This window comes from Rhizobium sp. RAF56 (assembly GCF_052113965.1).
Lineage (GTDB): Bacteria > Pseudomonadota > Alphaproteobacteria > Rhizobiales > Rhizobiaceae > Rhizobium.
Genome location: NZ_JBFRDU010000023.1, coordinates 34354 through 60805 on the forward strand (window position 1 = coordinate 34354; position 26452 = coordinate 60805).

At 62.8% G+C, this 26452-nt stretch carries 30 protein-coding genes and 1 other RNA gene; 17 read left to right on the top strand and 14 right to left on the bottom strand.

Translation table 11 applies throughout. From position 1 onward, the window contains the following. Positions 1–15: 15 nt before the first annotated feature. The 5 genes from AB4048_RS19135 to AB4048_RS19155 all read right to left on the bottom strand — a co-directional run bounded on the left by AB4048_RS19135 (position 16) and on the right by AB4048_RS19155 (position 2919). On the bottom strand, positions 16–384 hold the full coding sequence (locus AB4048_RS19135) for a VOC family protein (protein WP_442203569.1): 369 nt from the start codon (positions 382–384) through the stop codon (positions 16–18). Positions 385–571: 187 nt separating this feature from the next. Beyond that, complete coding sequence (locus AB4048_RS19140; RefSeq protein ID WP_442203570.1) at positions 572–790, bottom strand: hypothetical protein; 219 nt, start codon at positions 788–790, stop codon at positions 572–574. A gap of 68 nt (positions 791–858) precedes the next feature. Continuing rightward, positions 859–1548, bottom strand: a complete 690-nt coding sequence (locus AB4048_RS19145) for a helix-turn-helix transcriptional regulator (protein WP_442203571.1) — start codon at positions 1546–1548, stop codon at positions 859–861. Between the two features lie 4 nt (positions 1549–1552). Next, positions 1553–2512: an NAD(+) diphosphatase gene (gene nudC, locus AB4048_RS19150; RefSeq protein WP_442203572.1), complete on the bottom strand. Its 960-nt coding sequence runs from the start codon at positions 2510–2512 to the stop codon at positions 1553–1555. Further along, entirely contained in the window at positions 2509–2919 is a 411-nt protein-coding gene (locus AB4048_RS19155) for an HIT family protein (protein ID WP_442203632.1), read from the bottom strand. The genes nudC and AB4048_RS19155 overlap by 4 nt, the downstream gene beginning before the upstream one ends. A gap of 90 nt (positions 2920–3009) precedes the next feature. Between AB4048_RS19155 and ffs the strand changes: the two genes are divergently transcribed. The 5 genes from ffs (at position 3010) to AB4048_RS19180 (ending at position 6147) form a co-directional block, all read left to right on the top strand. After that, positions 3010–3106, top strand: an RNA gene (gene ffs / locus AB4048_RS19160) — signal recognition particle sRNA small type. Between the two features lie 48 nt (positions 3107–3154). Beyond that, the gene (locus AB4048_RS19165; RefSeq protein ID WP_442203573.1) at positions 3155–5026 is read left to right on the top strand and encodes a DNA polymerase III subunit gamma/tau; all 1872 of its coding nucleotides are present in this window, start codon (positions 3155–3157) and stop codon (positions 5024–5026) included. Positions 5027–5115: 89 nt separating this feature from the next. Continuing rightward, positions 5116–5439, top strand: coding sequence for a YbaB/EbfC family nucleoid-associated protein (locus AB4048_RS19170; protein WP_442203574.1), 324 nt, complete (start codon positions 5116–5118; stop codon positions 5437–5439). Positions 5440–5575: 136 nt separating this feature from the next. Then, positions 5576–5845, top strand: a complete 270-nt coding sequence (locus AB4048_RS19175) for a CopG family ribbon-helix-helix protein (RefSeq protein WP_442203575.1) — start codon at positions 5576–5578, stop codon at positions 5843–5845. Beyond that, positions 5842–6147, top strand: a complete 306-nt coding sequence (locus AB4048_RS19180) for a type II toxin-antitoxin system RelE/ParE family toxin (RefSeq protein WP_442203576.1) — start codon at positions 5842–5844, stop codon at positions 6145–6147. Before AB4048_RS19175 ends, AB4048_RS19180 begins: the two co-directional genes overlap by 4 nt. A gap of 113 nt (positions 6148–6260) precedes the next feature. On the opposite strand, the gene AB4048_RS19185 is transcribed toward AB4048_RS19180, so the two are convergent. From AB4048_RS19185 to AB4048_RS19200, 4 genes are all read right to left on the bottom strand, one after another. After that, positions 6261–6800 carry a DUF992 domain-containing protein gene (locus AB4048_RS19185; protein WP_442203577.1) on the bottom strand — a complete coding sequence of 180 codons (540 nt, stop codon included), beginning with the start codon at positions 6798–6800 and terminating at the stop codon, positions 6261–6263. Between the two features lie 152 nt (positions 6801–6952). Beyond that, positions 6953–7369, bottom strand: coding sequence for a GFA family protein (locus AB4048_RS19190; RefSeq protein ID WP_442203578.1), 417 nt, complete (start codon positions 7367–7369; stop codon positions 6953–6955). Positions 7370–7412: 43 nt separating this feature from the next. After that, positions 7413–7877: an SRPBCC family protein gene (locus tag AB4048_RS19195; protein ID WP_442203579.1), complete on the bottom strand. Its 465-nt coding sequence runs from the start codon at positions 7875–7877 to the stop codon at positions 7413–7415. A gap of 2 nt (positions 7878–7879) precedes the next feature. Further along, positions 7880–8194, bottom strand: a complete 315-nt coding sequence (locus AB4048_RS19200; RefSeq protein WP_442203580.1) for an ArsR/SmtB family transcription factor — start codon at positions 8192–8194, stop codon at positions 7880–7882. Between the two features lie 256 nt (positions 8195–8450). On the opposite strand from AB4048_RS19200, the gene recR reads away from it, so the two are divergent. Beyond that, positions 8451–9056: a recombination mediator RecR gene (recR, locus tag AB4048_RS19205; protein ID WP_442203581.1), complete on the top strand. Its 606-nt coding sequence runs from the start codon at positions 8451–8453 to the stop codon at positions 9054–9056. A 169-nt stretch (positions 9057–9225) separates the two neighbouring features. Then, complete coding sequence (locus AB4048_RS19210) at positions 9226–10500, top strand: lytic murein transglycosylase (RefSeq protein WP_442203633.1); 1275 nt, start codon at positions 9226–9228, stop codon at positions 10498–10500. 21 nt (positions 10501–10521) lie between these two features. On the opposite strand, the gene AB4048_RS19215 is transcribed toward AB4048_RS19210, so the two are convergent. Then, positions 10522–10947, bottom strand: coding sequence for an SRPBCC family protein (locus AB4048_RS19215; protein WP_442203582.1), 426 nt, complete (start codon positions 10945–10947; stop codon positions 10522–10524). Next, positions 10940–11275 carry an ArsR/SmtB family transcription factor gene (locus tag AB4048_RS19220; protein WP_442203583.1) on the bottom strand — a complete coding sequence of 112 codons (336 nt, stop codon included), beginning with the start codon at positions 11273–11275 and terminating at the stop codon, positions 10940–10942. The genes AB4048_RS19215 and AB4048_RS19220 overlap by 8 nt, the downstream gene beginning before the upstream one ends. A 252-nt stretch (positions 11276–11527) precedes the next feature. Here AB4048_RS19220 and rimP point away from each other — a divergent pair, with 252 nt between their 5' ends. From rimP to AB4048_RS19265, 9 genes are all read left to right on the top strand, one after another. Then, the gene (gene rimP / locus AB4048_RS19225; RefSeq protein ID WP_442203584.1) at positions 11528–12136 is read left to right on the top strand and encodes a ribosome maturation factor RimP; all 609 of its coding nucleotides are present in this window, start codon (positions 11528–11530) and stop codon (positions 12134–12136) included. Between the two features lie 59 nt (positions 12137–12195). Then, complete coding sequence (gene nusA, locus AB4048_RS19230; RefSeq protein ID WP_442203585.1) at positions 12196–13809, top strand: transcription termination factor NusA; 1614 nt, start codon at positions 12196–12198, stop codon at positions 13807–13809. After that, positions 13809–14498, top strand: a complete 690-nt coding sequence (locus tag AB4048_RS19235; RefSeq protein WP_442203586.1) for an RNA-binding protein — start codon at positions 13809–13811, stop codon at positions 14496–14498. The genes nusA and AB4048_RS19235 overlap by 1 nt, the downstream gene beginning before the upstream one ends. 99 nt (positions 14499–14597) lie before the next feature. After that, on the top strand, positions 14598–17300 hold the full coding sequence (gene infB, locus AB4048_RS19240; RefSeq protein ID WP_442203587.1) for a translation initiation factor IF-2: 2703 nt from the start codon (positions 14598–14600) through the stop codon (positions 17298–17300). 188 nt (positions 17301–17488) lie between these two features. Further along, entirely contained in the window at positions 17489–17896 is a 408-nt protein-coding gene (rbfA, locus tag AB4048_RS19245) for a 30S ribosome-binding factor RbfA (protein ID WP_442203588.1), read from the top strand. Positions 17897–18007: 111 nt separating this feature from the next. After that, positions 18008–18937, top strand: a complete 930-nt coding sequence (gene truB / locus AB4048_RS19250; protein WP_442203589.1) for a tRNA pseudouridine(55) synthase TruB — start codon at positions 18008–18010, stop codon at positions 18935–18937. A 206-nt stretch (positions 18938–19143) separates the two neighbouring features. Then, complete coding sequence (rpsO, locus tag AB4048_RS19255) at positions 19144–19413, top strand: 30S ribosomal protein S15 (RefSeq protein ID WP_442203590.1); 270 nt, start codon at positions 19144–19146, stop codon at positions 19411–19413. Positions 19414–19741: 328 nt separating this feature from the next. Beyond that, positions 19742–21880, top strand: a complete 2139-nt coding sequence (gene pnp, locus AB4048_RS19260) for a polyribonucleotide nucleotidyltransferase (RefSeq protein ID WP_442203591.1) — start codon at positions 19742–19744, stop codon at positions 21878–21880. A gap of 91 nt (positions 21881–21971) precedes the next feature. Further along, the gene (locus AB4048_RS19265; RefSeq protein ID WP_442203592.1) at positions 21972–22988 is read left to right on the top strand and encodes a class I SAM-dependent methyltransferase; all 1017 of its coding nucleotides are present in this window, start codon (positions 21972–21974) and stop codon (positions 22986–22988) included. 139 nt (positions 22989–23127) lie between these two features. Here AB4048_RS19265 and fabI read toward each other — a convergent pair whose 3' ends face one another. From fabI to fabA, 3 genes are read right to left on the bottom strand one after another with little or no spacing between them, the layout of a single operon-like run. Then, positions 23128–23934: an enoyl-ACP reductase FabI gene (gene fabI, locus AB4048_RS19270; protein WP_442203593.1), complete on the bottom strand. Its 807-nt coding sequence runs from the start codon at positions 23932–23934 to the stop codon at positions 23128–23130. A gap of 4 nt (positions 23935–23938) precedes the next feature. Then, complete coding sequence (fabB, locus tag AB4048_RS19275) at positions 23939–25162, bottom strand: beta-ketoacyl-ACP synthase I (protein ID WP_442203594.1); 1224 nt, start codon at positions 25160–25162, stop codon at positions 23939–23941. A gap of 46 nt (positions 25163–25208) precedes the next feature. Continuing rightward, the gene (gene fabA / locus AB4048_RS19280; RefSeq protein ID WP_442203595.1) at positions 25209–25724 is read right to left on the bottom strand and encodes a 3-hydroxyacyl-[acyl-carrier-protein] dehydratase FabA; all 516 of its coding nucleotides are present in this window, start codon (positions 25722–25724) and stop codon (positions 25209–25211) included. A 297-nt stretch (positions 25725–26021) separates the two neighbouring features. Between fabA and irrA the strand changes: the two genes are divergently transcribed. Continuing rightward, positions 26022–26441 (top strand): iron response transcriptional regulator IrrA, encoded by a 420-nt coding sequence (gene irrA / locus AB4048_RS19285; RefSeq protein WP_442203596.1) that lies wholly within the window; start codon positions 26022–26024, stop codon positions 26439–26441. Positions 26442–26452: the final 11 nt, after the last annotated feature.

Sequence of the window (26452 nt, forward strand, 5' to 3'; positions counted from 1 at the left end):
CAGGGCCGATGCCTGTTATTTATCCGTTTCGCAAACCCTGAGCCGATGTCCGTCGGGATCGAGCACGACAAAGGTCGGGCCGAAATCAAGATCCGTCAGGTCCTGCGCGATCGGCAGGCCGCGACCGCGCCATTCCTCGTAGTGCCTTGCGACCGCGCCGTCGCCCTCTACCATGAAGGCAACCTCGGCGCGGCTTCCCGTGGGTGACGGTCGCGGCTCGACGGCGCTTTGACGCCAAAGCCCGAGCGTGAAACCGCCTTCGAGGGGGAACGCCGCGAAATTGGGGGACACAACGGCGGGTTCGCGGCCGAGGAGGTCGCGATAGAAAGTGACACTCTCAGCCGGATCCTTGACGTAGAGAACGATGAGATTGGGGCTGGCCATGCAGGCTCTCCATTGTTGACGAAAGCACGCTTCGAGCGCGGTTCCGCTGTGTCGGATGTGATGAGGGAGGGGCCGGCTGGGCCACCCCTGAAGGGTGGCGCAGCGGCCGTGATGGGAGGTCAGCGCCGCATCGGCGCCGACCTGGAGCGGTTTTACGCAACTGCCGACGAAGCCTGGAATTGCTCCATCAGCTTCCCTGGCGCGGGCCGCGCCCGTCGAGAAAGCCGATGTCGCGTTTCAGGTAGTCCGGCATGGTGTCGAGCGCCAGCGGCGGTATCGCGTCGCGGGCATGCAATGCGTTCCAGGCGAGTTGCAGCAGACGCGAGATCGTCGACGGCTCGCTCGCGGCAGCCTCGGCTAGGATGCGATCCTCGATGCGAAAAAGTACGAGATTTGAATTCGTCATGACCGGTACTCCTCGTGTTTGGATGTACCCATCATAGCGGCGCCTGCTGACAGTTTATGTCAGCAGCGTCAGGGCTCGGCGGGAAAACCCTGTTGCTCGCGCCACTCCTTGATGAGAGCGGCGCGACGCCTTGGATAGCGCACGTCCAGCGGCGCCATGTCGATGATGCGGTCGGTGCGGAAGTGGCGGAAATCCTGTCTCAATTCGCACCAGGCGACCATGACGCGCACCTGTTCCAGATAGCTCAGCGCAAACGGCCAGACGCGGCGGGTGGACACCGCGCCACGCTCGTCGCTGTAGTTGATCTCAAGGATGCGCTCGGAGCGGATGGTCTTTCGGATTGCCGCAAGGTCGGCCTTGTCCTCGCCGCTGCGGCGCGGGCCGACGAAAAGCGTCGCCTGGTCGATCGCCTCGCGCATGTCGTCGGGAAGCACCGCCGCGATCTTGGCGATGGCGTCGGTGCCTGCGCCCGCAAGCCGCGGTTCTGCCGCGCGCGCGACCCATCGCGAGCCCAGTACCAGCGCCTCGATCTCGTCCTGCGAGAACATCATCGGCGGCAGCATGAAACCGGGCTTCAGCACATAGCCGACGCCGGCTTCGCCCTCGATCATTGCCCCTTGCGATTGCAGGCTTGCGATGTCTCGATAGAGCGTCCTGAGGCTCACGCCCGTTTCGGCCGCCAGCGCTGCGCCGCGGACCGGACGGCGATAGCGCCGGAGCGTCTGCAGCAGTGTCAGCAGCCGTTCCGAACGGGCCATGCTATTACCGTTTCCAGTCGACCCAGTCGCGCATCAGGCGGTGGGCGATCGCGCCGAGCGGGGGTGTCGTGTTGCCGGAGGCGGCGGTGCGCTCCAGCATGGCGAGGGTTTCCTCGCGGCTGAACCAGCGGCAATCGTCCAGTTCCGCGGCGTCGAGGTGGATCTCGGATGATTTCGCCTCACCGTAGCAGCCGATCATCAGCGAATGCGGCATCGGCCAGGGCTGCGAGGCGTGGTAGCGAATGCGGCCGAGCCGGATGCCCGATTCTTCGAGCGTCTCGCGGCGCACCGCGTTCTCCATCGTCTCGCCCGGTTCGACGAAGCCGGCCAGGCACGAATACATGCCCGGCGCGAAGTGATGGCTGCGGCCGAGCAGGCACAGATCGCGCTCCTCGTCGATGGCAAGCATGATGACGACCGGGTCCGTGCGCGGGAAGATCGTGTGCTCGCAGGCCGCGCAGACGCGCTTGTAACCGCCGATCCGGCTCTCCATCTTCGCGCCGCAGCGGCCGCAAAAGCGATTGTCGCGGTTCCAGCGGACGAGGGCCGCCCCTTGCGCGGCCTCGCCGAGAATTTCCCCCTCGAGCAGCAGCTCGCGCCACAGTGAGCGCATATCGGCGGGCTTGTAGTGGCTGGCGAGATCGTCGGCGGCGATGCGCACCGGCACGGCCAGCCGCGGTTCGCCGTTCGGACGATAGCCGAGCAGCACCGCTTCGTCCCAGTCGGGATCGAGGTCCTTCAGCTCGTAGCGCGCAAACAGCGGGTCTAGAACCTGGCCGTCATGCTTCAGCACCAGGCGCTCTTCGGTGAACGCGAGGATATGCGTGCCTTCCGTGTTCAGTGCCTTTTCGACGGCTTCCTCGTCGCGGTGTTCCGCCTGGCGGTCGAGCTGGTTTGCGGAAAAGGCGGTCAGGCTGCTGGCTTCGGGATGCGGCGCGTCCGACGAAAACATGGAATAGGTCATAGTGAAAGAGCTTCCCGCACCTTAGCTGCGAATGTGTTCAGATCCTCGTCCGAATAGACCTCCGGCTTGCCGTGCCCCCAGACGGGGCCCGGCCAGTTGGGATCGCCTTCGAACCGCGCAACGACATGAACATGAAGCTGGCGGACGATATTGCCAAGAGCGCCGACATTGATTTTTACAGCCCCCGTCGTCGACTTCAGCGCCGCCGCCACAGTATTCGTCTCGAAGGTTAGAAGCGCCTGATCGAGCGGCGTCAGATCGAACACCTCCGAAACGCCCGCCCGCCGGGGCACCAGCAGCAGCCAGGGCCAGCGCCGGTCCTTCATCAGCCTCAAGTCGCAGAGGCCGATAATGGCGACGGAGACGCTGTCATTGGCGAGGCGCGCGTCGAGCATGAAATCCTGCAACGGGTAATCCTCCAGTGTTTTCATGATGTTTAGCAGTTTTTTGCCTGCTTGGCTTGCATTTGATGCGGATATTGCCGATATGTGCGTCCGGGAGGTTGGTGGTGGACGAGCCACTCGCCAACCGGGTCAGGTCCGGAAGGAAGCAGCCCCAACGAGCCCGGCACGGGTCATCGTGCCAGCCTCCCACCCTTATGTCGAGAACAAGGCCCGGGCTTACCGGGCGACAGCGAGTGCGATGAGCGACAGCGAGCGACCAGCACCAGATGCCGCCTCGACAGGCACGGGTTACCGGGTGCTCGCCCGCAAATACCGCCCCAAGGATTTCACGGACCTCATGGTCGGCCAGGAGCCGATGGTGCGAACGCTCACCAACGCGTTCGAGACCGGTCGTATCGCCCAGGCCTACATGCTGACTGGTGTGCGTGGCGTCGGCAAGACGACGACGGCCCGCATCCTTGCCCGCGCCCTCAACTACAAGACCACCGAGATCGACAAACCGACGATCGACCTCAGGATTCCCGGCGAGCATTGCCAGGCGATCATGGAGGGCCGCCATGTCGACGTGATCGAGATGGACGCCGCCTCCCATACGGGCATCGACGATATCAGAGAGATCATCGAGCAGGTGCGCTACCGGCCGGTGTCGGCGCGCTACAAGGTCTACATCATCGATGAAGTCCACATGCTGTCGACCGCGGCCTTCAACGGCCTGTTGAAGACGCTCGAAGAGCCGCCGGAGCATGTGAAGTTCATTTTCGCCACCACCGAAATCCGCAAAGTGCCGATCACGGTGCTTTCGCGCTGTCAGCGCTTCGATCTGCGCCGCATCAGCGCGTCCGATCTCGTCGGTCTGTTTTCGACGATCGCGGCCAAGGAAGGCATCTACGTCGATCCGGAGGCGCTTGCCATGATTGCGCGCGCCGCCGAAGGTTCCGCGCGCGACGGCCTGTCGCTGCTCGACCAGGCGATCGCGCACGGTGGCGGGATCGTCGAGGCGGACGCCGTGCGTTCGATGCTGGGCCTCGCGGATCGCGCCCGTATCGTCGATCTTTTCCGGCATGTGATCAAAGGCGACGTCGCCGAGGCGCTTTCCGAGTTCTCGCGCCAGTACGAGGCCGGTGCAAACCCCGTGGTGGTGCTCACCGATCTCGCCGATTTCACGCATCTGGTGACGCGGCTGAAGTATGTGCCCGACGCCGCCAACGATCCGTCGCTGAGCGAAGCGGAACGCGTAGAGGGTGGCGAGTTCGCAAAGAGCGTCGCCGTCACCACGCTCTCGCGCATCTGGCAGATGTTGCTGAAGGGCATTCCCGAGACGGAAAGCGCTGCCCGCACGGCCGGTGCCGCCGAAATGGTGCTGATTCGGCTGGCGCATGCGGCACATCTGCCGGCGCCCGAGGATGCGGCGCGGCGGCTTGCGGAATTTTCCGCCGACAATGGCTCGCGGCCTTCCGCTGGACCGTCAGGTGGCGTCAACGGCTCGTCGCAGGGCGCTTATGCTCCGACATCTGCGCGCGCGCTTGAAACGGCCCCGACTAGACCGGGCGGAGGAGGTGGCGCGGCAACCATGTTGCGCGCCGTGCCGAGCCCGCAGGTTGAGCCGCAACAGGTCGGCCGCGTCGTTGAGAAGCAAGTGGAGGCGCCAAAGCCTTCCGTTCCCGTCAATTCCGTCGCCGACATCGTCGATCTCTGCGCCCAAAAGCGTGATGTGAAACTGAAGGCGCTGGTACGCACATTCATCAGGCCTGTACGGCTGGAGCCGGGCCGCCTCGACACCAATCTCGCCGAAGGCGCGCCGCCGACTCTGCTCAACGAGCTGGCGGTCAAGCTCAAGGAATGGACGGGCATCCACTGGATTGTCAGTTTCAGCCGCGAGGCCGGGGCGCCGACCGAGACTGAAGCCGAAAAGCAGGCGCGGGAGCAGCGCGTCATCGACGCGCGCCAGGACCCGGATGTGGCGGCGATCCTCGCGCAGTTTCCAGGCGCCAAGATCATCGACGTGCGCGTGCGCGCGCCAGAGCCGGAGGAAGAGGAACGCACCGTGGCGCCGACCTCCATCGAATCCGACGAGGGCGACATCCTGCCCGGCGACGACATGGAATTTTAAAGCAGTTCCAGGAATGGCGTGGACGGGTTCTGCGTCCGCAATTGCATGGAAACCTCTAGAACGTAAGCAAAAGGGAAGGACCAGCGACGATGCGCGACATCATGGGCATGATGGGCAAGGTCAAGGAAATGCAGGCCAAGATGGAGCAGATGCAGGCGGAAATCGCCGAGCTTCGCGCCGAAGGCAAGTCCGGCGGCGGCCTGATCACCGCGACCCTCAACGGCAAGGGCGAGATGCTGGCGCTGAAGATCGACCCGTCGCTCTTCAAGGAAGACGATGTCGAAATCCTCGAAGACCTGATCGTTGCCGCGCATAAGGACGCCAAGGACAAGGCCGAGGCGCTTGCCGCCGAAAAAACCAAGCAGCTGACCGCCGGCCTGCCGATCCCGCCCGGCTTTAAGATGCCGTTCTAAAAGCAATCCAGGACCGGCAGCGCAACAAGGCGCAGCCGGTCGCCTTTGAGGTCTCCGCTCGCCATTGCTCCACCGCACTTGGGCCGCGGAGGCGACTGTGCTAATCTGTACACAGGTCAACACAGAAGGACTAACCATGGCGGCGAGTACCACCATGACTATTCGGGTTTCTCCCGAAACCAAGGAGAAGCTCGATCGGATCGCCGCCGATACACGGCGCAGCAAATCCTTCATCGCGGCCGAGGCACTTGCGGCATACGCCGATCGCGAGCTTGAGATCATCGCGGGGATCAAGCGCGGCATTGCTGATGTCGAGGCGGGACGCGTTGTGCCCCACGATCAGGTGATGGCCGAAGCCCGCGAGATCATCGAAGACGCCAAGCGTCAGAAAGCCGCGCGTGGATGAGGCCGGTTCTCTGGTCGCAAGACGCTCGCCGGGATTATTTCGACATTCTTCGATACATAGCCGAACTCGACGTCCTTGCGGCCGAAAAGGTTGCAGACGCGATCGAATTGGCAGGCACGAAGCTTGGCGAATTCGCGACTGGAAGACCAGGCCGCGTTGCCGCCACCTACGAAAAGCCGGTTCCTCGCCTGCCCTATATCATAGCCTATTCGCTGGTGATCCAGGGCGGCAGAGAGGTCGTCGCGATCCTGCGCGTCATCCATGCCGCCCGTGATTGGCTGTCAGAGGAATGGCCGAGTTAGAGCAACTCCACGAAAAGTGTGAAACGGGTTTCCGTCCGGAACTGCGTGAAAACAAAAAGATAGAGCGGATCCGCGATTCAAAGAAGGCTGATCTGCTCTAAGCCGATGGGTTTTCAGTGCGTCTTGGCCTTATGCTTCGTCTGGTGCGCGGCGGGCTTGGCGGGCGTCATGACGACAGGCGCATAGCGCAGCCGCATCGTGGCAACGCCGGCCGCGATGTTGAGGCCGGAAGTGCCTTCGACCGACAGCGGCTGCAGCGCGATCGAGCCGTCGAAACCGCCGATCAGGATATTAGCGCCGAGGCCGAGCCCGAGCGTGGCATTGGCGGCAATGCCGCTATAGGCCCCCTGCAGGGCGCCGTTTTGCAGCACCGTCGGTGCGTAGACGAGCCAGACCAGCGAACCGCGGCGGATCACGCCGAGATCGATCCCGAGCTTGGTGATGGTGCCGCTATAGTGTTCCACGCCTGTTGGCGTCGAGGGGAAGAACAGGCAGCTGATCTCGCGGTTCGACCCGACGATGACGCTGATGCCCGCGGATATGTCACAGGAAAGCGAACCCGCCTGTACGCGACTTTGTTGGGCCTCGGCCGGAGCGACACCGGTCGCCGCAACGGCAAGTGCCGCGGCGGTCAGATATTTCAGGAAGGACATGCGGATCTCCCCTCTCTACAGGAATGCTCAACACGCATATAGGCGGGGATCTCCGGCCGTCACGGGGGTGTCGACCGGTTTTTTGCGCTCAGCTGTTCGTCCGCAGCTTCGGCCACCGGCATCTTCGGTGTTTCACGTGCAACAAGCGGAATTCAGCCGGGCGGCATCCGTTCGAATCTCTGCAACGAGGGATCGATCGTGTCCCAGGCATGGCCGCCGATGCCGTATGTGAGCACCTGCGGGTTGAATTGGCCGGGGTCGTCGAGGCTGGTCGCGTGGACCGCTATCAAGTCCGGCATGGCGGCGAACGTCAGGTAGACCGGTGTTCCGCATGTTGGGCAGAAGGCATGGGTCTTTTCATTCCCGCTGTCCCCGGCCACGCTCCACCGTGACGCTTCGCCGGTAATTCTCACCTCGGCTCGCTGCGGGAAGGTCAGATAAGACCCGTGCCCTGTGCCGCTTCGTTTCTGACAATCCGTGCATTGGCAGTGGTTCTCGAAGATGGGCTCATTGCTCGTTTCGTAACGGATCGCGCCGCAGGCACATCCGCCGGTAAAGTACCTAGCCATATTGTTTTTCCTCGGGATGTTCCGGATCTGACGCCGCGCTGGATCAGGCCGCCTTTGGCTTGGCGAAGACGTCCAGCCCACGGCCGGTTTCCAGGAAGGATTTCAGGCTGGAGAGAACCACCGGCCAACCCTTCTTGATGCCGTTCGCCATTCCACTGTCGGCTTCGAGCTCGTCATGGGTGACGGTCAGCCTGACCATTTCCTCGTATTCCTCGATATCGAAAGCCACCCTGCTGTAGCTTTCGGGGTCGGCGGCCTGCGAGGCATTTGCCCAGGTGATGACCAGGCGGGTCGGGGGCGATACCTCAACGACCTTGCCGACAAGTTGAAGGGTGCGCTCGTCGTTGGCGCGTATATGTTCCCATCCCGATCCGGGCTTCCAGTCGGAGACGTTCTCGTGGCCCCAGTAGCGCCGGGCGATGTCCGGTTTCGTGATGGCCTCGAACACCTTTTCCGGCGTCGAGACAATATAGGTCACGTAGATGAAGCTGGTCTTCTCCTTGGTCATCGTCATTCTCCTTCGAGTTCCTTCTTCAGATCGTGCAGCAGGCTGAGCCGCTGACTTTCGAATTTCCGCACCCACCGTTCGTAGACCTCGTGGAGCGGCACCGGGTTGATGAAGTGCAGCTTTTCCCGGCCGCGCCTGACCGTGCTGACCAGATTGGCCTCCTCCAATATGCCGAGGTGCTGGGTGGCGGATTGCCGGGCCATGTCCAGGTTTTCGCACAGTTGTCCGAGCGTCTGCCCGTTCCTTTCGCAAAGAAGGTCAAGCAGCTTCCTGCGTGTGGGATCGGCCAGCGCTTTGAAAACATTGTCATCGTGCATCGGGTTCACTCGTATGTGAAGGCATTATGCAGGTAAACACCTGCATGTCAAGCGCAGGTAAATACCTGCATTGAGCGACAGCTGAGCCGGCATGCCCGACGCGCATTTCCGCATCGACGGCGACCGGTGATCGGATGCTGGTCGATGCCGGTCTTCCAGCGCTTGGCCGCCGCGTTTCGGGATCGCCAGCATTTTCATGCGGTGAACGACCCTTTCGGAGATTCCGTTTTTTCGGCATATGGGCTAAAAGCCGCCTATGGCAAAGCGAGTCACCGGCCCCGAAATCGAAAAACTCATCCAGCTTCTGGCGAAAGTGCCGGGCCTTGGTCCGCGCTCGGCGCGTCGGGCCGCCCTTCATCTGATCAAGAAGAAGGATCAGCTGCTCGGACCGCTGTCGCAGGCGATGGGCGAGGCCTATGACAAGGTGAAGATCTGCTCGCGCTGCGGCAACGTCGATACCGTCGACCCTTGCACCGTCTGCACCGACGAGCGCCGCGACCAGTCGCTGATCATCGTCGTCGAGGACGTCGCCGACCTCTGGGCGCTGGAGCGCGCGGGAGCGCTTAACGCCGCCTATCACGTGCTCGGCGGCACGCTCTCGCCGCTCGACGGCATCGGCCCTGATGATCTCAACATTCACGGGCTGATTTCACGCGTCGCGGAAGGGGGGATCCGCGAGATCATCATCGCGGTCAACGCTACCGTCGAGGGTCAGACGACGGCGCACTATATCACCGACCGGCTCGCCGGCCTCAACGTGAGGATCACGCGGCTTGCCCACGGCGTGCCGGTGGGCGGCGAACTCGACTATCTCGACGAGGGTACCCTTTCGGCGGCGCTGAGGGCACGTACGGTCATTTGAGGAGCGGCCAATGAGCATGCGGAGAAAGACCACCCTCGGCGCTGCCGGGCATATTCCCCTTAAAGGGGAAGATCGGAGGAAGGCTTTCGCTTCCCGCCTCTCGAGGCTTTTCCGGTGGCTATCGGGGGCAGGCCGTTGCGTGCTTCTAAACTTTCCCCGCCTCGCGGAGATGTCGGCAAAGCTCACGGTCAGGCGCGCGCGTCGCGGGCTCGCTGCCGTCGTCATCCTTGCCGTCACGACCGCGATACTGCCGTTCCCGGCTCTCGCTGCACCCTCCAGGGCCGACATCGAGGCGCAGTTTCAGAACTGGGTGAAGGGCGATCTCTGGCCGCAGGCGAAAAAGAACGGCATTTCGCAAGACACGCTCCAGGCGGCATTCGCCGGCGTCAGCCTTGACTGGGATTTGACCGACCTTGCGCCGCCAGGCTTTCCGCCGCCGAAAGCGCAGAAGCAGACGCAAGCGGAGTTTTCTTCGCCGGCGCCCTATTTCGCCGAGGCGCGGTTGCAGAGGCTCGCCGACACCGGCCGGGGCCTTACCGCGCAGTATGCGCCGGTCTTGAAGCGGGTTGAGAAGACTTATGGCGTTCCGGGCTCGATCCTGCTTGCCATATGGGGCCGCGAAACCGGCTTCGGCGCGGCAAAGATGCCGAACCCGGCGATCGAGGTGCTGGCGACCAAGGCCTTCATGTCGACGCGCAAGGACATGTTCCTCACCGAACTCATCGCCGCGCTTCAGATCCTTCAGCATGGCGATATCACCCCGGATGCGTTCCGGAGTTCGGCGGCGGGCGCGCTCGGCCAGCCGCAGTTCATGCCGACGAGCTATTTCAAGTATGCGGTCGATTTCGATGGCGACGGCCGCCGCGATATCTGGAGGTCGGTTCCCGATACGCTCGCCTCGATCGCCAACTTCCTGGTTCAGAAAGGCTGGCAGCGCGGCCGGGGCTGGGGCTATGAGGTGACCATCCCCATCGACGTTTCCTGTGCCCAGGAGGGTCCGGATCTCGCAAAACCGATCGCCCGCTGGGCGGGGGTCGGGATCGCGCGCATCGGCGGCAAGGCTTTCCCGGCCGACGAGATCAAGGCGGCGGGCATGATGCTGGTGCCTGCCGGCCGCGACGGGCCGGAATTCATCGTCACGCCGAATTTCTACGTGATCAAGGAGTACAACAACTCCGACCTCTACGCTCTCTTCATCGGCAATCTCGCCGACCGCATCGCCTATGGTTCCGGTGCGTTCCAGGGCGCATGGGGCGATGTCGGCAAAATGCTGCGCTCGGATGTCGCCGGCATGCAGAAGGCGCTGCAGGCAAAGGGTTACGACGTCGGCGGCACCGATGGGTTGCCGGGCTACAAGACCCGGCGCTCCATCGGCCAGTGGCAGGAGAAGGCCGGCATGAAGCCGACCTGCTATCCCGACGAGACGCTGCTCGGCAAGATCTAAGCTCGGCCGGGCCAAAAAGGCTCAGCTGAAAACCTTCGAGAGCTCTTCCAGGATCGCGGTCCAGCCTTCACGATGGCCTTCGCGGGCGCTCTCGTCCACGAACTTCACCTGCTTCAACGTGATTTCCGTCGTATGGCTGTCGATCTCGGCGAGATCGATTGTCACCACGCTGTCGTCGAGCGAGTAGGGAGATTCCCACGTGAACGAAAGGCGCGAATAGGGATCGACCACCAGATAGGTGCCGGCATGGGGTATCTCCTTTTCGGCTGTCGCCATGACGATGGAGAAGCGGCCGCCCTTGACCGGGTCGGTTTCGGCCCGCGCCACATGGAAGTCCTTGCGGCCGCGCATGAATTGTCCAAGCATCTCGGGCGAGAGCCAGGCGTTGAAGACCTTTTCGCGTGAAGCGGCAATCGTGCGGCTTACAGTCAGTTCCAGTTCACTCATGGCCATTTTCCTTTGACGAGAGCAGTTGATCGAGCGCCGAAAGGCGCAGTTCCCATATCGACTTCAGTTGCGCGAACCATTGTTCCGTGTGTTTCAACGGGTCGAGCTCCGCCGCGATGAAGTGTTCGCGGCCCAAAGTCCGGCGAGTGACAAGCCCGGCTTCCTCCAGCACCTTGATGTGCTTGGAGACGGAGTTCAGGGACATGTCGAAATGGGCGGCGAGCGCCGTCACCCTCAGCGGCCCCTCCTGGACGAGGAGCGTGAGGATCTGCCGGCGGGTCGTGTCGCCGGCAGCCTTCAGAATGTGTGACAGAATGTCGTCTTCCATTTATTCACCCTAATGGTTGAATATATCGTCTCGCGCCATTAGTCAACCATATGGGTGAATATTCTGACGCATGCGGGCAAGCGCCCCTGCGGAAACTTCAGAGGCCTTGTCGCGCAAAGCTTGCTATTTGCGGTTAGGCGGCGTATATAGCGCTCAAATTCTTGATCGAGCGATGAAGAGTGGGCCGCAAGGACCCGCTCTTTTTTATTAGCTCGATTACCCATTGCATGGACGGATGCAAGGAGTGAACGCTTGCCGGACCAGACTACTGAGGACAATGCAAACGAGCCGCGGCTGATCGTCGAGACCGGTCTCGACCAGCGCCTTGCCGCGATCATCGAGCCGGTGCTCGTCGACATCGGCTTCCGCTTGGTGCGCGTGCGCCTCCTCAACCAGAACGGCGCAACGCTGCAGATCATGGCCGAACGCAACAACGGCACCATGACCGTGCAGGATTGCGAAGAGGTATCGATGGCGATTTCGCCCGTTCTCGATGTGGAAGATCCCGTCGATAAGGCGTATCATCTTGAAGTGTCTTCGCCCGGCATCGATCGCCCCATGGTCCGCAAGTCGGACTTTCAGCGCTGGGTAGGGCACCTGATCAAGTGCGAAACCTCGATCCTCGTGGACAACCGCAAGCGGTTTCGCGGCAAGATCGCCGAGGTCGGCGCGGACGGTTTTACCCTGGAGCGCGATCAGGTCGCATACGGCGAGGAGCCGCGGGTGGCCATTCCGTTCAGCGCGCTCGCTGACGCCAAGCTGATCCTGACGGACGATCTGGTGCGCGATGCGCTAAGAGCCGACAAGCTTGCGAAGGCTCAGGCGGCAAACCAGAACGACGCCGTCGAAGACGACGAATAAGACCAATTTAAGCGCCCGACGATACGGGAACCCGGGCAGGAAGACGGAGACGAGAGACAATGGCAGTCAGTGCGAACCGGCTTGAACTTCTGCAGATCGCAGATGCAGTGGCGCGCGAAAAGGTCATCGACCGCGAAATCGTGCTTGCCGCAATGGCCGACGCGATCCAGAAGGCGGCGCGCTCGCGCTATGGCACGGAATCCAACATCCGCGCCGACATCAACCCGAAGACCGGGGAAATCCGCCTGCAGCGCCTGCTCGAAGTGGTCGAGAAAGCCGAAGACTATTCCACGCAGATCCCGCTGGAGCTTGCCCGCGACCGCAACCCCGACGCAGCCCTTGGCGACTTCATCGCCGATCCGCTGCCGCCGATGGATTTCGGCCGCATCGCCGCCCAGTCGGCCAAGCAGGTCATCGTCCAGAAGGTTCGTGAAGCCGAGCGCGATCGCCAGTATGACGAGTTCAAGGACCGCGTCGGCGAAATCGTCAACGGCACAGTCAAGCGCGTCGAATACGGTAACGTCATCGTCGACCTCGGTCGTGGCGAAGGCATTATCCGCCGCGACGAGATGATCCCTCGCGAAAACTTCCGCTACGGCGACCGTGTGCGTTCGTTTGTCTACGACGTGCGCCGCGAGCAGCGCGGCCCGCAGATCTTCCTGTCTCGCACGCATCCGCAGTTCATGGTCAAGCTCTTCACCATGGAAGTGCCGGAAATCTACGATGGCATCATCCAGGTGAAGTCGGTCGCCCGTGATCCGGGTTCGCGCGCCAAGATCGCCGTCATCTCGAACGACAGCTCGATCGATCCGGTCGGCGCCTGCGTCGGTATGCGCGGTTCGCGCGTCCAGGCCGTCGTCGGCGAGCTGCAGGGCGAAAAGATCGACATCATTCCCTGGTCGCAGGAGCCGGCGACCTTCGTCGTCAACGCGCTGCAGCCGGCTGAAGTCAGCAAGGTCGTCCTCGACGAGGATGCCGAGCGCATCGAAGTGGTCGTTCCCGACGAGCAGCTGTCGCTCGCCATCGGCCGTCGCGGCCAGAACGTGCGTCTGGCTTCGCAGCTCACCGGCTGGGACATCGACATCATGACGGAAGCCGAGGAATCGGAGCGCCGCCAGAAGGAATTCAACGAGCGCACCAACCTCTTCATGGACGCGCTCGACGTCGACGAAATGGTCGGCCAGGTGCTTGCCTCCGAAGGTTTTGCGGCTGTCGACGAACTCGCCTTTGTCGACCTCGACGAAATTGCCTCGATCGACGGCTTCGACGAGGAGACGGCGCAGGAAATCCAGACCCGCGCCCGCGAATTCCTCGACAAGCTCGAGGCCGAAATGGACGAGAAGCGCAAGGCGCTCGGTGTTTCCGACGAACTGCGCCAGATCAACGGCATAACCGCACAGATGATGGTCGCGCTTGGCGAGGACGGCATCAAGACGATCGAAGATTTTGCGGGCTGCGCCGCCGACGATCTCGTCGGCTGGAGCGAGCGCAAGAACGGCGAAACGAAGAAGTTCGAGGGTCTGTTCTCGAAGTTCGAGGTTTCGCGCGTCGAAGCCGAGCAGATGGTCGTGCAGGCTCGCCTGCTTGTCGGCTGGATCACCGAAGCCGAACTCGCGACGGAAGAAGTCGCGGATGAAGCCGACGGCGAGGCCGGAGCCGAGCAGGACGCGTGATGACCGCCGTAAGCTCCGAGGGTCTGCCGGAAGAGCACGATCTGCCGAGCGACGCCGAAAACGGCCGCATGTGCATAGTGACGCGCGAAAGCGGATCGCCGGACGAGTTGATCCGCTTCGTGGCGGCCCCGGATGGCACCGTCGTTGCGGATCTGAAGCGGCAACTGCCGGGCCGAGGCTGCTGGGTTAAGCTTGACCGGGCGCTGGTGGACAAGGCGGTTGCCAAACGGCTTTTCGCCCGCGCCTTGAAGGCGGAGGTGGCAGCGCCCGAGGATCTCGGGCAGCGCGTCGACCGGCTTCTGGTGGCGCAGCTGGCGGGCATGATGAACCTGGCGCGCAAGGCTGGCCAGTTCGTCACCGGCGCGTCGAAAGTCGATGCCGCCGTGCGCAGTGGTGCGGCGCTTGCCGTCTTCCACGCCACGGATGCCGCGGAAGATGGAGTTCGCAAGATCGATCAGGCCCGCAAGGCCTGGCATCTTGGGATGGAAACGGAACAGGAAATACCTTCCTTCCGCCTCTCGACCGAGGCGGAAATGGAAGAACTGATGGGCCAGAATGCTTTTATCCATGCCGTGGCGCTTGCCGGACAGGCGGGTGAGGGTGTAGTGAAGCGCGCAAACCTGCTCGAACGGTACCGCAGCGGCGGTCAGTCCCGGGCAACGGGCGGCGCTGGCCGGCGAAAACAATGATGCGGTCACCGGCCCCGGCCGGTCGCCTCATCCAGGTATACGTATTGAACGACAGGGTCTGATGTCCGTCATCGCCCTGTCCGAAGGAACAGGAACGGAATGACCGACAACAAAGACGACAAGACGCTGAGTGTCACGAAGAAAACCCTCACCCTGAAACCGTCAGGCGTGAATCAGGGTACCGTGCGCCAGGATATGGGTCGCGGTCGCAGTAAGGCGGTCGTAGTCGAGACCCGCAAGCGCCGGCCACATCGCCCCGAAGACGAAAAGCCGCTGCACCCGGTTGCGGGCGCGGCACCGGCGGTCCATGCGGCCGAGACTGTGTCGCAGCCGGCGCGTCCCGTGCAGCCCCCACCGCGCATTCATCAGCCGGGCGGCCAGCAGGGCCGGCCGCAGCAGCCGGTTCAGCAGCGTCAGGATCGCCCGTCGCGTCCGGTCGTGCTCAACCACCTTTCCGCCGATGAGATGGATGCCCGCCGCCGCGCGCTCGCCGAGGCTCAGGTCCGCGATGCCGCCGATGCGGTGCGCCGCGCCGAGGAAGAGGCCCGCCGCAAGGTAGAAGATGAACAGCGCCGGATCGCCGAGGAAGCGGAAGCCGTTCGCCTCGCCGCCGAGGAGGCCGCACGCCCGCCCGTCCCAGCGGAAGAGCGTCAGCCCGCTGCGCCAGTCGTCGCCGAGGCACCGCGTCCAGCGGCAGCATCTGCAGCACCGACCGCTCGCCGTCCGGATGCGGCTGCCCCGGCAGCTCCTCGTCCGACGCTTTCGACCGTCGATGCGCGCGGACGTCGTCCGGTGCAGACCGAAGAAGACGATCGCGGCCCGGCACGCCCGGGTAGTGCACCGCGCGGCAAGATCGTCCGCGCCGAGCCGGCAAAGCCCGTGACCCGTCCGAAGACGGAAGAAGAACGCCGCCGCGGCAAGCTGACCGTGACGACCGCCAACGTCGATGACGACGGCAACGCGCGCGGCCGCTCGCTCGCTTCCATACGCCGCCGGCAGGAGAAGTTCCGCCGCAGCCAGATGCAGGAAACCCGCGAAAAGGTTGTTCGCGAAGTCACCCTGCCTGAGACCATCACCATTCAGGAACTGTCACAGCGCATGTCCGAGCGCGCTGTCGACGTCATCAAGTACCTGATGAAGGAAGGTCAGATGATGAAGCCGGGCGACGTCATCGACGCCGATCTGGCCGAAATCATCGCCGGCGAATTCGGCCATACGGTCAAGCGCGTCTCTGAGTCCGACGTCGAACTCGGCATCTTCAACGTGTCCGACGAGGACGGCGAACTCGTTTCGCGTCCCCCTGTCGTCACCATCATGGGCCACGTAGACCACGGCAAGACCTCGCTACTCGACGCCCTGCGTCATGCCAACGTGGTTGCCGGCGAAGCCGGTGGCATCACGCAGCATATCGGCGCCTACCAGGTCGAGCAGAACGGCCAGAAGATCACCTTCATCGACACTCCCGGCCACGCCGCGTTTACCGCAATGCGTGCTCGCGGAGCGCAGGCGACGGATATCGCGATCCTGGTGGTTGCCGCCGACGACAGCGTGATGCCGCAGACGATCGAATCGATCAACCACGCGAAAGCGGCCGGCGTGCCGATCATCGTAGCGATCAACAAGATCGACAAGCACGAGGCAAACCCGCAGAAGGTTCGCACCGAACTCCTCCAGCACGAGGTTTTCGTCGAATCCATGGGCGGTGAAGTGCTCGACGTGGAAGTTTCCGCCAAGAACGGCACCAACCTCGACAAGCTGCTCGAAGCTATCCTGCTGCAAGCCGAAATTCTCGACCTCAAGGCCAACCCGAACCGCACCGCGGAAGGCACGGTCATCGAAGCCCAGCTCGACCGCGGCCGCGGCGCGGTAGCAACCGTGCTCATCCAGAAGGGCACGCTGCGCCCCGGTCAGATCGTCGTCGCTGGCGATCAGTGGGGTCGTGTGCGCGCTCTGGTCACCGACAAGGGCGAGCATATCAAGGAAGCAGGACCGGCCATGCCGGTCGAGGTTCTCGGCCTCTCGGGCACGCCGGCTGCCGGTGACAAGTTCGCGGTCGTCGAAAGCGAAAGCCGCGCCCGCGAAATCTCCGAATACCGTCAGCGTCTCGCCCGCGACAAGGCCGCTGCCCGCCAGTCGGGTCAGCGCGGTTCGCTCGAACAGATGATGACGCAGCTGCAGAATACCGGCTTCAAGGAATTCCCGCTGGTTATCAAGGGTGACGTGCAGGGCTCGATCGAAGCCATTTCCGGCGCGCTCGACAAGCTCGGAACCGACGAAGTTCGTGCCCGCATCGTGCATTCGGGTGCCGGCGGCATCACCGAGTCCGACGTTTCGCTGGCGGAAGCCTCGAACGCCGCGATCATCGGCTTCAACGTCCGTGCCAACGCGCAGGCGCGTGCCTTCGCCGAGCGTCAGGGCATCGAGATCCGCTACTACAACATCATCTACGACCTCGTGGATGACGTGAAGGCGGCGATGTCCGGTCTGCTCTCGCCCGAGCGCCGCGAAACCTTCCTTGGCAATGCCGAGATCCTGGAGGTGTTCAACATCACCAAGGTCGGCAAGGTCGCGGGTTGCCGCGTTACCGAAGGCAAGGTCGAGCGTGGCGTCGGTGTCCGCCTGGTTCGCGACAACGTCGTCATCCACGAAGGCAAGCTCAAGACCCTCAAGCGCTTCAAGGACGAAGTCTCCGAAGTGCACGTCGGCCAGGAATGCGGCATGGCCTTCGAGAACTACGAGGACATCCGCGCCGGTGATACGATCGAGTGCTTCCGCGTCGAGCACATCACGCGCACGCTCTGATCGGAACATCGTTCCGCGAAACATCGAAACCGTCGGCCCTGCCGGCGGTTTCTTCGTTTTGGGCGGTGGAGCGCCATGAATCGGTCCCCGTATGAGATGGCGATGACGGGCAAGCCTTGACCTTTTGGCCGGATGGAGTCATGTGAGCCGCTTTATCGCGTCCAGGGGACGCCGCAAACGGAACAACCATGACCAAATCAACATCTTCCGCGCCTTCGCAGCGCATGTTGCGCGTTGGCGAGCAGGTGCGCGCCGCCATCACGCAGGTGCTGCAGCGCGGCGAAGTGCGCGATGACGTCATCGAGCGCACGGTGATCTCCATTTCGGAAGTGCGCATGTCGCCCGACCTGAAGATCGCAACCGCCTATGTGACGCCGCTCGGCGTTTCCGACCACGAAGCCATCATCGACGCGCTGAACCGCCACTCGAAATACATTCGCGGCCGGCTCGGGCCGCAGCTCCGGCAGATGAAGTACATGCCGGAAGTCCGCTTCCGCGACGACACCAGCTTCGACAATTACAAGAAGATCGACGAGTTGCTGCGCTCGCCCGAGGTCCGCCGCGATCTCGATGCCGACGACGGCGACGACAACTAGAACAGATCTGCTTTCTTCGATCGCGGATCCGCTCTGCCTATTTGTTTCACGCAATTCCGGACGGAATACCGCTTCACACTTTTCCTGGAATTGCTCAAAAGAAGAGACGTGATGTCCAAACCACGCAAACCCAAGGGCCGCCCGGTCTCGGGCTGGATGATTCTCGACAAGCCGATCGATTTCGGTTCGACCGAAGCCGTTTCCAAGATCAAATGGCTGTTCAAGGCGCAGAAGGCGGGCCATGCCGGCACGCTAGATCCGCTCGCCTCCGGCATGTTGCCGATCGCGCTCGGCGATGCCACCAAGACCGTTCCCTACGTCATGGATGGCCGCAAGATCTACGAATTTTCCGTCGCCTGGGGCGAGGAACGTTCGACCGACGACCTGGAAGGCGAAGCGACGCAATCGTCCGACAAGCGGCCGACGGAGGAGGATATCCGCGCGCTGCTGCCGAAATATACCGGCGTCATCGAACAGGTGCCGCCGCAATTTTCGGCCATCAAGATCGCCGGCGAGCGCGCTTATGATCTGGCCCGCGACGGCGAGATTGTCGATATTCCCTCGCGTGAGGTCGAAGTCTTCCGTCTGTCGTTGCTCGGCACGGCGCCCAATCTGGCGCATTTCGAGATCGAGTGCGGCAAGGGCACCTATGTCCGCTCGATCGCGCGAGACATGGGCCGCGATCTCGGCTGCTTCGGCCATATCGCCTCGCTGCGCCGCACTTTCGTCGCGCCCTTCGCCGAGGAGAGCATGGTGCCGCTGGCACAGCTCCTGGAGCTTGAGACGATCGAGGACGCCGACGCGCGGCTTGCCGCCCTCGACGCGCTGCTTATCGACACCAGCGAGGCGCTGTCGGCGCTGCCGCATCTCGCCATCACCGACGACCAGGCCCACCGGCTGAAGATGGGCAACCCGATCCTCGTACGCGGCCGCGACGCGCCCGTCGCCGAGAGCGAAGCCTATGCGACCGCCCGGGGCAAGCTCGTCGCCATCGGCGAAATCGGCGAAGGCGAGTTCCGCCCGAAGCGGGTTTTCGTTTGAGTCGCTGGTCTCTCCGTGGGGGAGAACAGATTCGCTGCCGTTCAAAATGGCGCTCGACCTTATAAGAAAGGGAGTCTCTTCCCTTTATCCCACGAATGGTTTATAGGCAGCGCCAGCATCGGGCGGGTCCCGATTGCATTCGCGGCCAATGCTGGACGACATCCCGGCGTTTGGCGACCTATTTCCTCTCATCGAAAGGACATCCGATGTCGATTACTGCTGAGCGCAAGGCTGCGCTGATCAAGGAATACGCCACTGTCGAAGGCGACACCGGCTCCCCGGAAGTTCAGGTTGCCATCCTGACCGAGCGTATCAACAACCTGACCGGCCATTTCAAGGACCACAAGAAGGACAATCACTCCCGCCGTGGCCTCCTGACGATGGTTTCCAGCCGCCGCTCGCTTCTTGACTACCTCAAGAAGAAGGACGAAGGCCGCTACAGCAAGCTGATTGCGAGCCTTGGTATCCGCCGCTAATGAATGATCCGGCGGGCGTTCGATCGAGCGCCCGCCGGTCGCCTATCGGGGGCACAGTTGCCCCGTGCCGTTCGTTTTATCCGCTTTGTGCGGTTTGGAACGGGCAGGCGGACCGGATGGGCCGGTTCCGCCAAACCTAACCGTTGACCTGTCATGGGGCAGGATTGCCGGATGCTTTCGCCGAGGCCCGTTCGCCTCGGCCGGTTTCCAAGCGGAAGCCCCGAAAGCCTCCCGTTGTCTTGCCCATGATGGTTCACACTGACGGCGGTAGACCGTGCGCAGCGCTTTGATTTGCGACGGCGCGCAGTCCCGCCTTGAAGGACAAGACATGTTCGATATCCACACCGTTGAAATCGAGTGGGCCGGCCGCCCGCTGAAGCTCGAAACCGGCAAGGTCGCCCGCCAGGCCGATGGCGCCGTCGTGGCAACCTACGGCGAGACCGTCGTTCTCGCCACCGTCGTTTCGGCCAAGTCGCCGAAGCCGGGCCAGGATTTCTTCCCGCTTACCGTCAACTACCAGGAAAAGACCTACGCCGCCGGCAAGATTCCCGGTGGCTACTTCAAGCGCGAAGGTCGTCCGTCGGAAAAGGAAACGCTGGTTTCCCGCCTGATCGACCGCCCGATCCGCCCGCTCTTCCCGGAAGGCTACAAGAACGACACCCAGGTGGTCGTCACCGTCGTCCAGCACGATCTGGAAAATGACCCGGACGTCCTGTCGATGGTTGCTGCTTCCGCTGCGCTGACGCTCTCCGGCATTCCCTTCATGGGCCCGGTCGGCGGCGCGCGCGTCGGCTACATCAACGGCGAATACGTTCTCAACCCGCATCTCGACGAGATGGACGAGTCGACCCTCGACCTCGTCGTCGCCGGCACGCACGACGCCGTTCTGATGGTTGAATCCGAAGCCAAGGAACTGAACGAAGACGTCATGCTCGGCGCCGTGATGTTCGGTCACCGCGGCTTCCAGCCGGTTCTCGACGCGATCATCAAGCTCGCCGAAGTTGCCGCCAAGGAACCCCGCGACTTCCAGCCGGAAGACCATTCCGAACTCGAAGCCGAAATGCTGAAGCATTTCGAAGCCGAATTGCGCGAAGGCTACAAGATTACCCAGAAGGCCGAGCGCTACGCTGCAGTCGACGCCGTCAAGGCCAAGGTCAAGGCTCACTTCTTCCCGGAAGGCGTCGAGCCGAAGTACAGCGCCGAAGTCATCGGCGCCATCTTCAAGCACCTGCAGGCCAAGATCGTTCGCTGGAACATCCTCGACACCAAGAGCCGTATCGACGGCCGCGATCTGGAAACCGTTCGCCCGATCGTCTCGGAAGTCGGCCTGCTGCCGCGCACGCACGGTTCGGCGCTCTTCACCCGCGGTGAAACCCAGGCGATCGTCGTTGCGACGCTCGGCACCGGCGAAGACGAACAGTATGTCGATTCGCTCACGGGCATGTACAAGGAGCGCTTCCTGCTTCACTACAACTTCCCTCCCTATTCCGTTGGCGAAACCGGCCGCATGGGCTCCCCGGGCCGCCGCGAAATCGGTCACGGCAAGCTCGCATGGCGCGCTATCCGTCCGATGCTGCCGACGGTTGAGCAGTTCCCCTACACGCTGCGCGTCGTCTCCGAGATCACCGAGTCGAACGGCTCGTCCTCGATGGCGACCGTCTGCGGCACTTCACTCGCTCTGATGGACGCCGGCGTTCCGCTCGCAAAGCCGGTTGCCGGCATCGCCATGGGTCTCATTCTGGAAGGCGATCGCTTCGCCGTCCTCTCCGACATCCTCGGTGACGAAGACCACCTCGGCGATATGGACTTCAAGGTCGCAGGCACCGCCGACGGCATCACCTCGCTGCAGATGGACATCAAGATCGCCGGCATCACCGAAGAGATCATGAAGGTCGCTCTCGGCCAGGCACAGGGCGGTCGTGCCCACATCCTCGGCGAAATGTCGAAGGCCATCACCGAGAGCCGTGGCCAGCTCGGCGAATTCGCCCCGCGCATCGAAGTCATGAACATCCCGGTCGACAAGATCCGTGAAGTCATCGGTTCGGGCGGCAAGGTCATCCGCGAAATCGTCGAAAAGACCGGCGCCAAGATCAACATCGAGGACGACGGCACCGTCAAGATCGCTTCCTCTTCGGGCAAGGAAATCGAAGCCGCCCGCAAGTGGATCCATTCGATCGTCGCCGAGCCGGAAGTCGGCCAGATCTATGAGGGCACGGTCGTCAAGACCGCCGATTTCGGCGCTTTCGTCAACTTCTTCGGCGCCCGCGACGGCCTCGTCCATATCTCGCAGCTCGCCTCCGAGCGTGTTGCGAAGACCCAGGACGTCGTCAAGGAAGGTCAGAAGGTTTGGGTCAAGCTGCTCGGCTTCGACGAGCGCGGCAAGGTCCGCCTGTCCATGAAGGTCGTCGACCAGGCGACCGGCCAGGAAATCGCCGCCGACAAGAAGAAGGACGAAGCGGCCGAGTAAGCCGCGCCTTCTTGCCTATCTGGAGGGCGCGGAGGTATCCGCGCCCTTTTTCTTTACGCCCGTTCCCGACACGAAGCCCAGAGATCAACCGATGAGCCGCGACGCCCTGAAGACCCTTTTCTACCCCTTTGCTTCCGGCACCGTGGCAGTGCCCGGCGAAGGCGAGCGTATTCTCTTCCTCGGCGCCGAAGCCGGGTTTTCGCTGCCCGACGGCTTTGGGGCGGAACTCTCAGCCGTTCAGCCGCTGCGGTCGTTTCATCGCCAGCTGCAGGCCCAGCGTGTCGCTGTGACGCCTGTCATCGAGGGCGAGGACTATGACGGCGCGCTGGTACTGCTCACCAAGCACAAGGGCGAGAACGAGGCGCAAATCGCCGAAGCCTTGGGCCGCGTCAGAACAGGTGGCCTGATCGTCGTCGCGGGCGGCAAGGAGGATGGCGTCCAGCCGCTTCGCAAGCGCATGGAAGCGCTCGGCCTCGATGTCGAACACATGCCGAAGTATCACGGCGTCGCCTTCTGGTTCCTAAAGCCCGAGGAAGCCGGCACGATCGTCGCCGCGCTCGCGAAGTCGCCGGTTCGCGTCGACGGCCGGTTCACGGCTTCGCCCGGCATGTTCTCGCATGACCGTATCGATGCGGGTTCGGAACTCCTCGCCTCGCGCCTGCCCACCGACTTTACCGGCGATGCCGCGGATTTCGGCGCCGGCTGGGGCTACCTTTCCGTGGAACTGTCGAAGCGTTCGCAGGGGATCGGCCGGCTTGACCTCTACGAAGCCAATCACGCGGCGCTGGAAGCCGCGAAAGCCAATCTCGCTGAAAATTGCCCCAAGGCGCCAGTGCGTTTCTTCTGGCACGACCTGGCCGGCGAGCCGGTGAAGGACAAGTACGACCTCGTGATCATGAACCCGCCTTTCCACGAAGGGCATGCCGCGGAACCTTCGCTTGGCCAGGCGATGATCAAGACGGCAGCGCAGGCGCTGCGCGGCGGCGGGCGCCTGCTTTTGGTCGCCAATCGCGGCCTGCCCTACGAACCGGTGCTGGCTGCCCACTTCAAGGAGCACGGCGAGACCTGCCGCAACGCCCGCTACAAGGTGCTTTGGGCGCGCAAGTAGCAACAACCCCCTACACTGTTGGGCGAGCCCCTGCGGGTTGCCGAAATGGCGGACCTGCCAGACACCAAAAAACAATGGCGCGGACCTCGGTCCGCGCCATTCGTATTTCCAAAACTATTGCAGGAAAGCTTGCGGCTCGTTAGTCGACATCCGCCCTGGTCAACGTCTCCAGTGTCGGCATCGAGGTGATGTTGAAGCCCGAATCGACGTGGTGGATCTCGCCGGTGACGCCGGCGGAAAGGTCGGACAGCAGATAGAGCGACGAGCTGCCGACCTGATCGATCGTAACCGTCTTGCGCAGCGGCGCGTTGCGCTGGTTCCAGGAGAGAATGGCGCGCGCGTCGGAAATGCCCGCGCCGGCGAGCGTGCGGATCGGGCCGGCGGAAATGGCGTTCACGCGGATGCCGCGCGGGCCGTAGTCGGCGGCAAGATAGCGCACCGAGGCCTCGAGCGCCGCTTTGGCGACACCCATGACGTTGTAGTTGGGAATGACGCGCGTCGAGCCGTTATAGGTCAGCGTCAGCATCGTGCCGCCGTCCGCCATCAGGTCGGCGGCGCGCTTGGCGATCTCCGTGAAGGAGAAGCAGGAAATCACCATGGTGCGGGTGAAGTTTTCGCGCGTCGTGTTGGCGTAGAGGCCCTTCAACTCGTTCTTGTCGGAAAAACCGATGGCATGCACGAGGAAATCGAGTTTCCCCCAGCGCGTCTTCAAGGCCTCCATGACCGTATCGACCGAGGCGATGTCCTCGACGTCGCAGGGCAGCAGGAAGTCGGAGCCGACCTCGGCCGCCAGCGGCTTGACGCGTTTGCCGAGCGCGTCGCCCTGGTAGGTAAAGGCCAACTCGGCGCCCTGCGCACCCAGCGCCTTTGCAATGCCCCAGGCAATCGAATGATTATTTGCGACGCCCATTATGAGGCCGCGCTTTCCCTGCATGATTCCGGTCATTGGCTTATCCGTTATAGCGCTGGAAGACGAGCGTAGCGTTGGTGCCGCCGAAGCCAAAGGAGTTGGAAAGGGCGATGTCGATCTTGGCGTTGTCGATGCGCTTGCGCACGATCGGCACGCCGGCGAATTCCGGATCGAGTTCGGTGATGTGGGCGCTTTCGCCGATGAAACCGGCCTGCATCATCAGCAGGGAATAGATGGATTCCTGCACGCCGGCAGCACCCAGCGAATGGCCCGTCAGCGACTTCGTCGACTGAATGTGCGGGATCCTGTCGCCGAAGACCTCGCGGATGGCGCCGATCTCCTTGCTGTCGCCGACCGGCGTCGAGGTGCCGTGGGTGTTGATGTAGTCGACGTCGCCCTTGACGGTCGCCAGCGCCTGGCGCATGCAGCGTGCCGCACCTTCGCCGGAGGGCGCGACCATGTCGTAGCCATCAGAGGTTGCGCCGTAGCCGGTGATTTCGGCATAGATCTTGGCGCCGCGGGCCTTGGCGTGCTCCAGTTCCTCGAGCACCAGAACACCGGCGCCGCCGGCGATCACGAAACCGTCGCGGGAAACGTCATAGGCGCGCGAGGCGGTCGAGGGCGTATCGTTGTACTTGGAGGACATCGCCCCCATGGCGTCGAAGAGGTTGGACATCGTCCAGTCGAGATCTTCGTGGCCGCCGGCGAACATTACGTCCTGCTTGCCCCACTGGATCATTTCGGTCGCGTTGCCGATGCAGTGCGCCGAGGTCGAGCAGGCCGACGAGATCGAATAGTTCACGCCGTGGATCTTGAACCAGGTGGCAAGCGTTGCCGACGCGGTCGAAGACATCGCCTTCGGCACCGCGAAGGGACCGATGCGCTTCGGGCTGTTGTTCTTCAGGGTGATCTCGGCGGCCTCGATCAGCGTGCGGGTCGAAGGGCCGCCCGAACCCATGATGATGCCGGTTCGCTCGTTGTTGCTGATGTCGCTTTCCTCAAGTCCGGAATCGGCGATCGCCTGTTTCATGGCGACGTGGTTCCACGTGCCGCCCTGGGACAGGAAGCGAGCAGCGCGACGGTCGACCATGTCGGTGGTGTCGATGCTCGGCGCGCCCCAGACCTGGCACTTGAAGCCGTGCTCGGCGAAATCGTTCGAAAACGTGATGCCCGATTTCGCCTCGCGCAGCGAACCCGTGACCTGTTGTGCATCGTTCCCGATGGAGGAAACGATGCCCAGTCCCGTGACAACAACCCGTCTCATGTGGATGACCTCTTCTCTCAATTCGCTGCGTGCCGCGTGCCGCGGTTCAGGCAGCTTTTTCCTTCGACAGGCCGACGCGAAGGTCGGTTGCCTGGTATATCGTCTCGCCATCCGCCTTCAGCCAGCCATCGGCAGTGCCAAGGACAAGGCGACCGCGCATGACGCGCTTGAAGTCGATGCCATATTCAAGGAGCTTGGTGTGCGGGCGAACCATGCCCTTGAACTTCACCTCGCCGGTGGAAAGTGCCATGCCGCGGCCTTCCTCTCCGAGCCAGCCCAGGAAGAAGCCGGTCAGCTGCCACATGCCGTCAAGGCCGAGGCAGCCCGGCATGATCGGATTGCCTTGGAAATGGCAGGGGAAGTACCAGTCGTCGGGACGCACGTCGTACTCGGCGCGGATAAAGCCCTTGTCGAACGCGCCTCCGGTTTCGGAAATGTCCGTGATCCGGTGAACCATCAGCATCGGAGGAAGCGGCAGCTGCGCATTGCCGGGGCCGAAAAGCTCGCCGCGACCGCAGCTCAGTATCTCTTCATAATTGAAACTCGACTGTCTCGTTTTCATGAAAATCCCGTTTCCCCCGCATCGACGCCGTTGGATGGTGAAGCTTTACTTCAAGATTCACGCAAATTGAAGCGCAAGCGTGGCTTACCCGTTCGAGGAGATAATGCCGACGCTCTACTCTATCTGGTGGTCGCATACAGGAAGGCCAAGGTGCCTGCCAGATCAAAATGCGTCAAAACCCCTATTTTCCAGGTTCTCGGGCGTTCTTGTCCCCACGGAAACTATTGAAAGCGCTGGCTGTAAAAGTTATATGCTCAGGTAAAGTTTTGTGGATCGCGGGAATTTGGAGACGTGCGGATGACGGCAGGCGCCGGAATCGCCATAGAGACGAGGCTGCGCACAGCCGGGCTGAGGCCGACGAGGCAGAGGGTTGCCCTGGGCGATCTTTTGTTCGCCAAGGGTGACCGGCACCTGACCGTCGAGGAACTTCACGAGGAGGCCGTCGCCGCCGGCGTGCCCGTTTCGCTTGCCACCGTCTACAATACTCTTCACCAGTTTACGGAAGCCGGCCTCATCCGCGTGCTCGCCGTCGAAAGCTCCAAGACCTATTTCGACACCAACGTTTCCGACCATCACCATTTCTTCGTGGAGGGGCACAACGAAGTGCTCGACATCCCGATCAGCACGCTCACGATCGCCAATTTGCCGGAGCCACCGCCGGGCATGGAGATCGCCCATGTCGACGTGGTCATCCGGCTTCGCCGCAAGGACCGCTGAGCGGCCGCCCC